This window comes from Rubrivivax soli, assembly GCF_049810355.1.
In the GTDB taxonomy this organism is placed as follows: Bacteria; Pseudomonadota; Gammaproteobacteria; order Burkholderiales; family Burkholderiaceae_C; genus Rubrivivax.
The window spans coordinates 5,060,544-5,073,026 of record NZ_CP187368.1 but is presented as its reverse complement, the minus strand read 5'-3'; the positions used below and the strand labels follow the sequence as shown (position 1 = coordinate 5,073,026).

Sequence of the window (12,483 nt, the reverse complement as noted above, 5' to 3'; positions counted from 1 at the left end):
TGCGTTCACGGTGTTACGCTGGTCGGACCAACTTCATGGAGGCCCCGATGACGCACGCACTGAACTGGTTCGAGATCCCGGTCGACGACTTCGCGCGCGCGAAGGCCTTCTACGAGCGCGTGCTCGGCATCTCGATCGGCACGATGCCCATGGGTCCGGTGACGATGGGGATGCTGTCCGCGGACCCGAGCGCCGTGGGCGGTGCCATCGTGCATGGAGACGGCAGCGCCCCGTCCCGGGTCGGCACGCTCGTGTATCTCAATGGCGGCGACGATCTGGCGCCGATGCTCGAGCGCGTCGTGGAGGCGGGCGGCTCGGTGCTCGTTCCGAAGACCGAGATCGGCAACGACTTCGGCTTCTTCGCCCACTTCATCGACACGGAAGGCAACCGGGTCGGCCTGCACTCGATGCGGTAGCGCTGCCGGCGCCCGGGCCGCCGTGGCCGTCTGCGCGCGCCGTCCAAACGCAAAGGGCCGAGGGCACTGGATGCCGTCGGCCCTTGCTGAAACTCGCTCCGTGGTGCCGGTGACCGGAATCGAACTGGTGACCTTCGCATTACGAATGCGCTGCTCTACCAACTGAGCTACACCGGCACGGAAGCCCGCGACTATAGCACCACTTTGCGCGGCTGCCGCAGCGCCTGCAGCGCGGCGGCCGTGATGCTGGCGGCATCGACCTCGAAGAAGCGACGCAGCTGCTCGCGGGTGTCGCTGCGGCCGAAGCCGTCGGTGCCCAGGGTGATGAAGCGCGCGTCCACGTGTTCGGCGATCAGCTGCGGCCAGGCGCGCACGTAGTCGGTCGCTGCCACCACCGGGCTGCTGCCGGCCAGCAGGCGCGCCACATGGCTCAAGCGCGGCGCCGCCAGGGGTTCGAGCCGGTCCAGGCGCTGCAGCGCCTGTGCCTCGCGCGCCAGCTCGCTGAAGCTGGTGACGCTGTAGACCTCGCAGCGGACGCCATGCTGCGCGGCGAGGCACTGCGCTGCAGCCAGCACCTCGCGCAGGATGGTGCCGCTGCCCAGCAGCCGCACGTGCTGCTGCGCGCCGGGCACGTCGAACGCCTGCAGCCGGTACATGCCGCGCAGCAGGTCCGCATGCGCCTCGGCAGGCACCGAGGGCATCGCGTAGCTCTCGTTCATCAGCGTCAGGTAGTGGAACTCGTCGCGCTGCTCCACCAGCATGCGCTGCATCGCGTGCTGCAGGATCACCGCCACTTCGCCGGCGAAGGCCGGGTCCCAGGCCACGCAGTTGGGCACCGTGCTGGCCACCACCAGGCTGCTGCCGTCCTGGTGCTGCAGGCCTTCGCCGCCCAGCGTGGTGCGGCCCGCCGTGGCACCGAAGAGGAAGCCGCGGGCACGCTGGTCGGCTGCCGCCCAGATCAGGTCGCCGACGCGCTGGAAGCCGAACATCGAGTAGTAGATGTACACCGGCAGCATCGGCAGCCCGTGCACGCTGTAGCTGGTGGCCGCCGCGATCCAGGAACTGAGCGCGCCGGCTTCGTTGATGCCCTCTTCCAGCAGCTGCCCGTCGCGCGTTTCCTTGTAGTACAGCATCTGCGCCGCATCCTCGGGCTCGTAGAGCTGGCCTTCGGGCGCGTAGATGCCGATCTGCCGGAACAGGTTGGCCATGCCGAAGGTGCGCGCCTCGTCGGCCACGATGGGCACGATGCGCGGTCCCAGCGCCGGGTCCTTCAGCAGGTTGCCCAAAGCGCGCACGGCCGCCATCGTGGTGCTCATCTCCTTGCCCGCGGCGTTGACGGCGAAGTCGGCCCAGGCGGACAGCGGCGGCACGGGCAGCACGGGGCTGGCCGCATTGCGGCGCGGCAGCGGCCCGCCCAGAGCGGCGCGGCGCGCGCGCAGGTAGCGCATCTCCACGCTGTCCTCGGGCGGCTTGTAGAAGCGCAGCTGTTCGACGTCGTCGTCGCTCAGCGGCAGCGCGAAGCGGTCGCGGAAAGCCTTCAGCACGCTGTCGTCGAGCTTCTTCGCCTGGTGCGCCGTCATGCGGCTCTCGCCGGCGCCGCCCATCCCGTAGCCCTTCTTGGTCTTGGCCAGGATCACCGTGGGCCGGCCGCGGTGCGCCTTCGCTGCGGCGAAGGCCGCGTGCAGCTTGCGGAAGTCGTGGCCGCCGCGCTGCAGGCGGTCGATCTCGGCCTCGCTCATGTGCGCGACGAGCTTCTGCACCTCGGGGTCCTGGCGGAAGAAGTGCTCGATGTTGTAGGCGCCGTCGTTGGCGCCCAGCGTCTGGTACTGGCCGTCGACGGTGCGGCTCAGCGCGCGCAGCAGCACGTGCTCGGTGTCGCGCGCGAACAGGGCGTCCCAGTCGCTGCCCCACAGCACCTTCACCACGTTCCATCCGGCGCCGTTGAACAGGGCCTCCAGCTCCTGGATGATCTGCCCGTTGCCGCGCACCGGGCCGTCCAGCCGCTGCAGGTTGCAATTGACGACGAAGGTCAGGTTGTCCAGCCGCTCGCGCGCCGCCAGCGTCAGGCCGGCGATCGACTCGGGTTCGTCCATCTCGCCATCACCGAACACGCCCCACACGTGGCGCGTGCCGGCGTCCAGCAGGCCGCGCGCCTGCAGGTAGCGCATGAAGCGCGCCTGGTACACGGCGTTCAGCGGCCCCAGGCCCATGCTGCCGGTGGGGAACTGCCAGAAGTCGGGCATCAGCCAGGGGTGCGGGTACGAACACAGCCCCGGCGCGCGGATCTCCTGCCTGTAGTTCGCGAGCTGCTCCTCGGTCAGGCGGCCCTCCAGGAAGGCGCGCGAATACACGCCCGGCGCCGAGTGCGGCTGGAAGTAGACGAGATCGCTGCGCTGGCCGTCGGCGCTGCCCTGGAAGAAGTGGTTGAAGCCGACCTCGAAGATCTCGGCCGCCGACGCGTAGCTGGCGATGTGCCCGCCCAGCTCGCCGTACGCTGCGTTGGCGCGCACCACCATCGCCAGCGCGTTCCAGCGCATGATGGCCGTCAGCCGTTCCTCGGTGCGCAGGTCGCCCGGATAGGCGCCCTGGCGCTCCAGCGGGATGGTGTTGCGGTAGGCCGAGAACGGCTGCATGTGCGGCACGATGCCGAGCTGCTGCGCCAGCTCTTCCAGCCGCTCGATCAGGTACAGGCCGCGCGGCGCGCCGCCATCGGCCACCACGCTGCGCAGGGCGTCGAGCCATTCGCGGGTCTCCTGGGGATCGGTGTCGGTCGGCGTCTGGTGCTGGGCGCCCATGGCGGGTGTCTCCTTGTCGTGTGCTGCGCTGCGGTCGCGCAACGAGTCTAGAGCCTGCGGGCGCGCGTGGCGCCCGTGCGGGGCGCACGCCGGCCCGGCACGTGTCCGGCGCGTCTCCCGCACGTGTCCGCATGTGTCCGGCCGCACGCGCCCCCTCACATAGAATGGCTGCGCCTGTCATGAACTGCGACGGCAGCGCCCGGTGCGGGCGTGGCCCGCTCGGGCCTGTTGCCGTCGCCCTGACCCCTTCCCGAGGAAGCAAGATGATCCGATCCCTGATGGTGCGGCGCGGCTGGGCCGCTCTGGTCACCGCCGCCACGGTGCTGCTGGCCGCTTGCGGCGGCGGCGGCGACGACGGTGCCGGCACCACGAACCTGCGTGTGCTGAACGCGACGAGCGACGTGTCGTCGCTCGACCTGTATCTCGGCGACACCAAGTCGTTCAGCGCCGCCGTGCCCGACACGCTCACCGCCTACAGCTCGGCGGAGGCGGCCACCTACATCGTCAAGCTCACGAACGCCGGCGTCACCACGCCGCTGTTCACTGGCAGCTACACGCTGTCGCGCGACAAGAACTACACCGCCGTGGTCTGGGGCCGCGCGGGCTCGCTGCGGCTGGCCACGCTGCCCGAGGACGACGACGTCGCCAGCATCAGCGCCAACACCGGCCGCGTGCGCGTCTACAACGCCACCAGCGAGACCGGTGCGATCGACGTCTACCTGACGCTGAACGACGAGGACCTGAGCGACGTGGTCCCGGTCGCCAGCAGCGTGGCCTCGGCCACGCTCGGCGGCTACCGCGAGCTGGGTGTCGGCACCTACCGCCTGCGTGTCACCGGTGCAGGCGACAACACCGACCTGCGCCTGGACATCCCGGGCGTGGTCATCGCGAACAAGGAGTACTCGACCCTGCTCGTCACCGCCGGCCCGGGGGCCGTGCTCGTGAACGGCGCGCAGCTGGTGCAGCGCGGCGCGCTCACGCCGCTGAAGAACACCAAGGCGCGCCTGCGCGTGGTGGCCGGCGCCGAGGCGCGCGGCGCGATCGGCGTCTCGATCGACGGCACCACCTTCACCGGCAGCCTGCGCTCGCCGAGCGTGGGTCCGTACACGCTGGTGGACGCCGGCAACCGCCTGGTCGACGTGCGCCTGAACGGCGTCTCGGTCTCCTCGGCCACGCGCGCGCTCACCGCGGGCGGCGACTACACGCTGCTGGGCTTCGGCAGCGACGGCGCCGGCCAGGTCACGCTGCTGACCGACGACAACCGCCTGCCGGCCACCAGCCGCTTCCGCATCCGCCTGGTGAACGCGGCCGCCACCACCGACCCGCTGACGCTGTCGGTGGACTTCGCGGCGCTGCTCAGCGACGTGCCGGTGGGCACGAGCTCGATCTTCGCCACCGCGGCCTTCAACACGTCGGCGCAGTTGGACGTCACATCCACCTCGGGCATCGACTCGCTCTACTCCGCCAGCGACGTGAACCTGCAGTCGCAGGGCGTGTACACGCTGTTCGTGCTGGGCGGCAACACCACGCCCACCGGCGTGCTGCGCAAGGACCGCTGACCATGCCCGCAGCCACGCCGGCCGCCACCGGCTGGCGTGTGCTGCTCGGGCTGGGCCTGCTGGCCGGGTGCTGGCTGGCGTTCAGCCCCAGCCCGCCTTCCCAGGCCGACACCGGCTGGGACAAGCTGAACCACGCCCTGGCCTTCGCCGCGCTGGCCTTCTGCGCCGTGCGCGCGTTCGGCGCGCCGCAGCGCTGGCGCAGCAGCGCGGGGCTGCTGCTGTTCGGCATCGCCATCGAGCTGGTGCAGTCGCAGCTGCCCTGGCGCAGCGCCGAAGCCGCCGATGTCCTGGCCGACGCGGTGGGCATCTCGGCGGGCCTGCTGCTGGCGCACGGCGGGACGCTGCTGCGCCGCTGAAACGCCGTACGGTCCGATCGTCCCTTGGGGCGGCACTGGCTCACTTTCTGAGCCACTGGACATCGATACTGGATGCATCCACAGGGCATGGCGCCCTGGGCAGCGATGGAGTCCACGATGAACCAGGTGACCTTCGAGTTCGATCCGCAGCAGGCCGAGGCCCACGACAGCACGGGCTTCGACCTCGGCTGGGACCACGCCCACCACGGGCTGGTGCCACCGGCCGAGCTGCTGCTGGACGGCACGCCCATCGGCCAGGGCTGGCGCGCCGGCAAGGCCGTCTTCGGCCGCCGCACGCTGGCCGCCACGCGCCACGTGCGCCAGTGGCTGCAGCTGCGCACGCAGGCCTGGCGCCGCGGCATCGCCTTCGAGACCACGCAGGTCACGGCCCACTACCTGGGGCAGATCGACGCCACGCACTGCCCCGTGACGCGCCAGCCGCTGGGCGGCGCCGCCGACGGCGACGACGCCCCGGTGGTGGTGCGGCTGCAGCGCCATGCGGGCTTTGCCGCCGGGCACCTGGCCGTGCTGGGCCGGCGCGCGGCCCTCGTGCACGACAGCGCCGCGGCACCCGACTGGCGCGAGGCCGCGCGCATCGACGCCGGCATCGTGCCGCCGCCCGACGGCCTGGACCCCGCCGCCTGCTGGCGCCTGGCGGTGCTGGCCAGCTTCGTCACCCCCCTTCCCTTCGCCGAAGCGGCGCGCGTGCCGCTGCGCGTGCTGCCGCCCAACCGCGTGCGCCTGCTCAACAGCGTGCAGGGCCTGCAGGCGCTGCTGACGCTGCAGTTCGCCACGCCGGGCTGGAGCGCACGCGTGCGGGCGATCGCTGCGCTGCTGCCGGTGGCGCCTGGCGCTTCGGCGTCCACGGGCAGCGCACTGCGCCACGACTTCCAGCTCTTCGTCGGCGCGCTGGCGCCGCGGCTGCTGGAAGCCGGCGCCGGCGCCGACCCCCACGCCGTGCGCCGGGCACTGGAAGACGCCTGGTGCGACGAGCGCCTGAACCGCCGCTGGCAGCAGTTCGTGCTGGCGCTCGGCGAGGCCGGCGTGCAGACGCTGCTGGAGCGTGTCACCGCCTGCAGTGCCGCTGGCCTGGCCGGCGTGCACACCCTGGTGCATGCGCCCGAGCAGGCGGTGGACGGTTGGATGCCGGCCGCGCGTGCGCCGCTGTTCAGCGCGCCGCAGCAGGCTGCGCCGCCGCGCCTCGCACTGCGGACAGGCCACCGAAGAACAGCTGCTCCACGACAGGTGCCAGCGTCTCGTGCGTGAGCGCACCGCCCGCCTTCAGCCAGGTGAAGGTCCAGTTGATCATGCCGAACAGCAGCATCGCCAGCGGCGTGGCCAGCTGCGCCGCGCGCAGCTCGGGCCGCAGCGCCACGATGGACTGCGCGAAGGCGGCCACGACGCGGCGCTGGCCGTCCAGCACGGCCTGCTGCTCGGCCGGGGCCAGGAACTTCACGTCCTCGGTGAGCACGCGGTGTGCGTGCTCGGCGTCGGCGTAGGCCAGCATGAAGCGGCGGATCAGCGTGCGCAGCCGTGCTTCGGGCGCCAGGCGCTCGGCCTGCACCGCGGCCACCAGCGCCTCCAGCCGCGCCACGTGATCGGCGCTGATCTGCGCCAGCAGGTCGTGCTTGTCGCGCACGTAGTGGTAGAGCGTCGGCTTGCGCACGCCGCAGGCGGCAGCCACCGCGTGCATGGTCGTGGCGGTGTAGCCCCGCGTGGCGAACAGACGCGCCGCAGCGGCCAGGATCTGCGTGCGCTGGTCATCGAAGGTGGCGGCGCGCGGACGGGCCATGCGGTGTCGTGCCGCGCCGTTCAGCGCGTGTCGAAGCTGAGCGTCACCACGTCGGTCAGCGGGTGCGCCTGGCAGCTGAGCACGAAGCCGGCTGCGGCGTCGGCCGGCTCCAGCGCAAACGTCCGGTCCATGCGCACGCGGCCGTCCAGCAGCTTGGCGCGGCAGGTCGCGCAAACGCCCGAGCGGCACGAATACGGCAGGTCCAGGCCGGCCCGCGTGGCCGCGGCCAGGATGTTGGCGTCCTGCGGACCGTAGGCCAGTTCCCGCGTGATCCCGTCGCGCACGATGCGGATGCGCGCCGTGCCCACGTCGCCCGGCTGCGGCACCGGCGGCCGCGCGGCCACCGCCGGCGGCACGCCGAAGCGTTCGACGTGGATGCGCTCGGGCGCCACGCCGGCGCCACGGAGCGCGGCTTCCACGGCGTCGTTCAGCGCGTGCGGGCCGCAGACGAACGCGGCATCCACCGGCCCGGCGAGCAGCAGCACGGCCAGCACCTTCTCGGCGTCGATGTGGCCGGCCTGCAGCGGCGTGTCGACCTGCTCGCGCGAGAACACCGGGTGCACGGCCAGCCGCGTCAGGTGGCGGTTCTTCAGGTCCTCGATCTCCTCCTTGAACATCGTGGACGCCGCGCTGCGGTTGCCGTAGAGCAGCGTGCAGCGCGTGCGGCCGCCGTGGCCCAGCAGCGTCTTCAGCAGCGACAGCACCGGCGTGATGCCGCTGCCGCCGGCGACCAGCAGCACGTGCCGCGGCAGCGGCGTCTGTTGCCCCAGGTGCGCCAGCGCCGCGCCGAAGCGGCCCTGCGGCGGCAGCACGTCGATGCGGTCGCCCGGCTGCAGGTGGTCGTGCAGCCAGTTCGAGAACAGGCCGCCGGGCACGCGCCGCACACCCACGCGCAGCCGCTCGCCGGGCGCGGCGCAGATCGAGTACGAGCGGCGCACTTCCTCGCCCTGCAGCACGGCGCGCAGCGTCAGCCACTGCCCGGGCTCGAAGCGGTACGCAGCGGCCAGGTCGGCGGGCACGTCGAAGCCGACGACGCAGGCGTCGTCGGTGTCGGCGCGCTTGTCGCGCACGGCGAGTGCATGGAAGTGCAGGCCCGTCATCGGTGGCTCATGCTGGCTCAAGGTGACTCAAAGCGGCTTGAAGTGTTCGAAGGGCTCGCGGCAGGCCGTGCAGCGGTACAGGGCCTTGCAGGCCGTGGAGCCGAAGGCCGACAGGCGCTCGGTGGCCGCGCTGCCGCAGCGCGGGCAGGGCACGCTGCGCGGGTGCAGGCGCAGGGCCTGCGTGGCCGGCTGCGCGCCGCCGGCCACCGGCCCGGGCGGCGCGATGCCGTAGGCCCGCAGCTTCTCGCGGCCGCTCTCGCTGATCCAGTCGGTGGTCCAGGCCGGCGCGCGCCGGTGCGTCACCGACACCGCGCTGCAGCCGGCGGCCGTGAACGCGTCCAGCACGCTCTGGGCGATGACCTCGGTGGCCGGGCAGCCGCTGTACGTGGGCGTGAGCACCACCTCGACGGCATCGCCGCGCACGACCACCTCGCGCACGATGCCCAGTTCTCGCAACGACAGCACCGGCACCTCGGGGTCGGGCACGGTGTCGAGCACGGCCCAGGCATCCTGCAGGTTCACCAGCGTCCCCCGGGAAAGCTGCGCTGCAGCGTCTGCATCTCGGCCAGCAGGAAGCCCATGTGCTCGCTGTGCCGGCCTTGCGTGCCGGTGCTGGCGAAGGGCGTGGTCGACGGCGGGGGCAGGTCGGCGTCGAGCAGCACCTCGGCCACCGCGTGCTGCCAGTCGTCGTGCAGCGCATCGCGCACCGGGCCCAGGCCGCTGGCGGCCGCGGCTTCGTCGACGGCGTCGCGCACGAACATCTCGTGCGTGTAGGGCCACAGCCGCTCCAGCGCGGCGCGCATGCGGGCCGCCGACTCGGGCGTGCCGTCTCCCAGCCGCACCACCCAGTCGCCGGCGTGCTGCGCGTGGTACTGCGCCTCCTTCACCGCCTTGCCGGCGATGCCCGCCAGCTCGGCGTCGTCGGAACGCTGCAGTTCCTCCCACAGCAGGCGCAGCCAGGTGGCGAGCAGGAAGTTGCGCAGCACCGTGTCGGCGAAGTCGGTGCCCGGCGCGTGCGCGCTGCCGCGGCGCATCGGCTGCTCCACCAGCGTCAGGTTGAAGAAGTGCCGTTCGTCGCGCAGGAAGGCGAGCTGGTCCTCGTCGAATGCGTTGCCGTCGAGCCGGCCCGCGTGCGTCAGCAGCGCCCGCGCCTGACCCAGCAGGTCCAGCGCCATGTTGCTGAGCGCGATGTCTTCCTCCAGCACCGGGCCGTGGCCGCACCACTCGGCCAGGCGCTGCGCGTGCACGAGGCAGGTGTCGGCGATGCGCAGGATGTAGCGCACGCGCGGCGTCAGCACGGGGGTGATCGAGGCCACCGCGGCAATCGGCGTCATCGCGGCCTCACATGTGGTCCACGGCATCCGGCAGCACGTAGAACGTGGGGTGCCGGTAGACCTTGTCTTCCATCGGGTCGAACAGCATCGCCTTGTCGCCGGGGTCGCTGGCGTGGATGTGGCTGCTCTGCACGACCCAGACGCTGGTGCCTTCCTGGCGGCGCGTGTAGACCTCGCGCGCCAGTTGCACCGCCATCGCGGCATCGGCGGCATGGAGGCTGCCGCAGTGCTTGTGGTCGAGGCCGGCCCTGGGGCGCACGAACACCTCCCACAGCGGCCATTCGCTGGATGCGTTGCCTTCGTTGCGACTGTCGCCCACCGGGGCGGTCTTGGTGTCGCTCATGCCGCCTGCTCCCGCGTGGCGCGCTTGCGCGCGTGCGCCAGGGCCGCCTCGCGCACCCAGGCGCCGTCGTCCCAGGCCTTCACGCGGGCGGCCAGGCGCTCCTTGTTGCAGGGGCCGTGGCCGGCCACGACACGCTGGAACTCGCTCCAGTCGATGGCACCGAAGTCCCAGTGCCCGCTCTCGCCGCGCTCGGGGTTCCAGCGCAGGTCGGGGTCGGGCAGCGTCACGCCCAGCACCTGGGCCTGCTGCACGCAGGCGTCGACGAACTTCTGCCGCAGCGTGTCGTTGCTGATGCGCTTGATGCCCCAGCGTGCGCTCTGCGCGCTGTTCGGGCTCTGGTCGTCGGGCGGGCCGAACATCATCAGGCTCGGCCACCACCAGCGGTCCACCGCATCCTGCACCATCGCGCGCTGCGCGTCGGTGCCCTCGCGCACCATGGTCAGCAGGCTGTCGAAGCCCTGGCGCTGGTGGAAGCTTTCCTCGCGGCAGATGCGCACCATCGCGCGCGCATACGGCGCGTAGCTGCAGCGGGTCAGCGGCACCTGGTTCATGATCGCCGCGCCGTCCACCAGCCAGCCGATGGTGCCGATGTCGGCCCAGCTCAGCGTCGGGTAGTTGAAGATGCTGCTGTACTTGGCGCGGCCGCTGTGCAGCGCGTCGAGCATCTGGTCGCGGCTGGTGCCCAGCGTCTCGGCCGCGGCGTACAGGTACAGGCCGTGGCCGCCTTCGTCCTGGATCTTCGCCAGCAGGATCGCCTTGCGCTTGAGCGTCGGCGCGCGCGTGACCCAGTTGCCCTCGGGCAGCATGCCGACGATCTCGGAGTGCGCGTGCTGGCTGATCTGCCGCACCAGCGTCTTGCGGTAGTGCGCCGGCATCCAGTCCTTGGCCTCGATGAAGTCGCCGGCGTCGATGCGCGCGTCGAAGCGGGCCTCGAGCGCCGCATCTTCGGCGCTGCGCACGGCCGCGCGCTCTTCCTTCGGGGCCAGGTCCATCGCTTGCGTGTACATGCGGCTGCTCTCCTACTTCGGTCGCTTGTCGACGACGCGCCGCGCCTTGCCGACCAGCGTGCGTTCGATGCTGTCGGGCAGGCCCACGTCGACCGCGGCGCTCACGCCCACCAGCGTCTTGATGCGGTGCTGCAGCGCCTGCCCGATGGCCGCGCGGTCGGCGCCCGCGTGCTGCGGCGTCACCTCGCAGCGCACCAGCAGGTCGTCCAGCGGGCCCTCGCGCGTGACCACCAGCTGGTACTGGCCCGACAGCCGCGTGTCCTGCAGCACCAGTTCCTCCACCTGGGTGGGGAACAGGTTGACGCCGCGGATGATCAGCATGTCGTCGCTGCGGCCGACGATCTTGCCCATGCGCCGCATGCTGCGTGCGGTGGGCGGAAGCAGCCGCGTCAGGTCGCGCGTGCGGTAGCGCACCAGCGGCAGCGCTTCCTTGGTCAGCGTCGTGAACACGAGTTCACCTTCGCTGCCGTCGGGCAGCACCGCCCCGGTCTCGGGGTCGATGATCTCGGGGTAGAAGTGGTCTTCCCACACCACCGGGCCGTCCTTGGACTCGATGCACTCGTTGGCCACGCCGGGGCCCATCACCTCGCTGAGCCCGTAGATGTCGACGGCGTCGATGGCGGCGCTGGCCTCGATGTCGCGGCGCATCGCCTCGGTCCAGGGCTCGGCGCCGAAGATGCCCACGCGCACGCTCATCTGTCGCGGGTCCTTGCCCTGGCGCCGGAACTCCTCGACGATGACCTGCATGTAGCTGGGCGTCACCATGATGATGTCGGGCCGGAAGTCCTCGATCAGCTGCACCTGCTTCTCGGTCTGCCCGCCGCTCATCGGCACCACGGTGCAGCCCATGCGCTCGGCACCGTAGTGCGCGCCCAGGCCGCCGGTGAACAGGCCGTAGCCGTAGGCCACGTGCACGATGTCGCCACGGCGGCCGCCGCTGGCGCGGATGCTGCGCGCCACCAGGTCGGCCCAGCGGTCGATGTCGCCCTGCGTGTAGCCCACCACGGTGGGCTTGCCGGTGGTGCCCGACGAGGCATGGATGCGCACCACCTGGTCGCGCGGCACCGCGAACATGCCGAACGGGTACTGCGCGCGCAGGTCGGCCTTGGCCGTGAACGGGAACCTCGCCAGGTCGGCCAGCGTGCGGCAGTCCGACGGATGCACGCCCTGCGCGTCGAACGCGGCGCGGTAGTGCGGCACGTGGTCGTAGGCGTGCTGGAGCGTCCAGCGCAGGCGCTGCAGCTGCAGCGCCTGCAGTTCATCGCGGCTGGCGGTCTCGATGGGCTCCAGCGCGCCCGGCGCGGGTGTGCGCGCTGTCATGCCGCGCCTCCTGCCTCTTGCCTGCCCACGGGCACGCCGTCCACCAGAGCCTTGCCCTTCATCGTGTACGAGCGGCCGCGGAACGCCGCCACCAGTTCGCCACGCTGGTTGCGCACCGTCACGTCGTAGACCCCGGTGCGGCCGGCCTTGCTGACTTCGGCGGCCGTCGCCGTGAGCACGTCGCCTTCGCGCGCGGCGCTGACGATGTTGACATCGAAACCCGAGGCCACGGTCAGCTCGTTGTAGGCGTTGCAGGCGAAGGCGAAGGCACTGTCGGCCAGCGTCGTGACCAGGCCGCCATGGCAGATGGCATGGCCGTTGAGCATGTCGCGCCGCACGGTCATCGCCACGGTGGCGCTGCCCGGGCCCACGGCCTGGACCTGCATGCCCAGCAGGCGCGAGGCCTGGTCGTCGCGCCACATCGCATCGCGCGCGGCTTCGGCGACGGCTTGCGGCTGCAT

General features: G+C 71.8%; 13 protein-coding genes and 1 tRNA gene. 4 read left to right on the top strand and 10 right to left on the bottom strand.

Annotated elements, in window-relative coordinates; translation table 11 throughout:
* The first annotated feature begins 47 nt into the window (after positions 1–47).
* On the top strand, positions 48–416 hold the full coding sequence (locus tag ACPOLB_RS23320) for a VOC family protein (RefSeq protein WP_425258433.1): 369 nt from the start codon (positions 48–50) through the stop codon (positions 414–416).
* A 101-nt stretch (positions 417–517) separates the two neighbouring features.
* Here ACPOLB_RS23320 and ACPOLB_RS23315 read toward each other — a convergent pair.
* Together ACPOLB_RS23315 and mdeB are read right to left on the bottom strand one after the other, a co-directional pair.
* Positions 518–593, bottom strand: a tRNA-Thr gene (locus ACPOLB_RS23315).
* Positions 594–607: 14 nt separating this feature from the next.
* Complete coding sequence (mdeB, locus tag ACPOLB_RS23310; RefSeq protein WP_425258432.1) at positions 608–3,211, bottom strand: alpha-ketoglutarate dehydrogenase; 2,604 nt, start codon at positions 3,209–3,211, stop codon at positions 608–610.
* A gap of 263 nt (positions 3,212–3,474) precedes the next feature.
* On the opposite strand from mdeB, the gene ACPOLB_RS23305 reads away from it, so the two are divergent.
* The 3 genes from ACPOLB_RS23305 (at position 3,475) to ACPOLB_RS23295 (ending at position 6,392) form a co-directional block, all read left to right on the top strand.
* Positions 3,475–4,770, top strand: coding sequence for a DUF4397 domain-containing protein (locus ACPOLB_RS23305; RefSeq protein WP_425258431.1), 1,296 nt, complete (start codon positions 3,475–3,477; stop codon positions 4,768–4,770).
* Positions 4,771–4,772: 2 nt separating this feature from the next.
* Entirely contained in the window at positions 4,773–5,126 is a 354-nt protein-coding gene (locus ACPOLB_RS23300) for a VanZ family protein (RefSeq protein ID WP_425258430.1), read from the top strand.
* Between the two features lie 117 nt (positions 5,127–5,243).
* Entirely contained in the window at positions 5,244–6,392 is a 1,149-nt protein-coding gene (locus tag ACPOLB_RS23295; protein WP_425258429.1) for a hypothetical protein, read from the top strand.
* Here the strand turns inward: ACPOLB_RS23295 and ACPOLB_RS23290 are convergent.
* Genes ACPOLB_RS23290 through paaI form a run of 8 tightly spaced genes read right to left on the bottom strand, consistent with a single transcriptional unit; the run spans position 6,295 to position 12,483 of the window.
* Positions 6,295–6,918, bottom strand: a complete 624-nt coding sequence (locus ACPOLB_RS23290) for a TetR/AcrR family transcriptional regulator (protein ID WP_425258428.1) — start codon at positions 6,916–6,918, stop codon at positions 6,295–6,297. The two genes, ACPOLB_RS23295 and ACPOLB_RS23290, sit on opposite strands and share 98 nt — an antisense overlap.
* Positions 6,919–6,938: 20 nt before the next feature.
* Positions 6,939–8,018: a 2Fe-2S iron-sulfur cluster-binding protein gene (locus tag ACPOLB_RS23285; RefSeq protein WP_425258426.1), complete on the bottom strand. Its 1,080-nt coding sequence runs from the start codon at positions 8,016–8,018 to the stop codon at positions 6,939–6,941.
* 27 nt (positions 8,019–8,045) lie between these two features.
* Positions 8,046–8,540 (bottom strand): 1,2-phenylacetyl-CoA epoxidase subunit PaaD, encoded by a 495-nt coding sequence (paaD, locus tag ACPOLB_RS23280; RefSeq protein ID WP_425258425.1) that lies wholly within the window; start codon positions 8,538–8,540, stop codon positions 8,046–8,048.
* Positions 8,537–9,352, bottom strand: a complete 816-nt coding sequence (paaC, locus tag ACPOLB_RS23275; RefSeq protein ID WP_425258424.1) for a 1,2-phenylacetyl-CoA epoxidase subunit PaaC — start codon at positions 9,350–9,352, stop codon at positions 8,537–8,539. The genes paaD and paaC overlap by 4 nt, the downstream gene beginning before the upstream one ends.
* A 7-nt stretch (positions 9,353–9,359) precedes the next feature.
* Complete coding sequence (gene paaB / locus ACPOLB_RS23270; RefSeq protein WP_425258423.1) at positions 9,360–9,695, bottom strand: 1,2-phenylacetyl-CoA epoxidase subunit PaaB; 336 nt, start codon at positions 9,693–9,695, stop codon at positions 9,360–9,362.
* Positions 9,692–10,702 carry a 1,2-phenylacetyl-CoA epoxidase subunit PaaA gene (gene paaA, locus ACPOLB_RS23265; RefSeq protein ID WP_425258422.1) on the bottom strand — a complete coding sequence of 337 codons (1,011 nt, stop codon included), beginning with the start codon at positions 10,700–10,702 and terminating at the stop codon, positions 9,692–9,694. The genes paaB and paaA overlap by 4 nt, the downstream gene beginning before the upstream one ends.
* 12 nt (positions 10,703–10,714) lie before the next feature.
* Entirely contained in the window at positions 10,715–12,022 is a 1,308-nt protein-coding gene (gene paaK, locus ACPOLB_RS23260) for a phenylacetate--CoA ligase PaaK (protein ID WP_425258421.1), read from the bottom strand.
* Complete coding sequence (gene paaI / locus ACPOLB_RS23255) at positions 12,019–12,483, bottom strand: hydroxyphenylacetyl-CoA thioesterase PaaI (RefSeq protein ID WP_425258420.1); 465 nt, start codon at positions 12,481–12,483, stop codon at positions 12,019–12,021. The genes paaK and paaI overlap by 4 nt, the downstream gene beginning before the upstream one ends.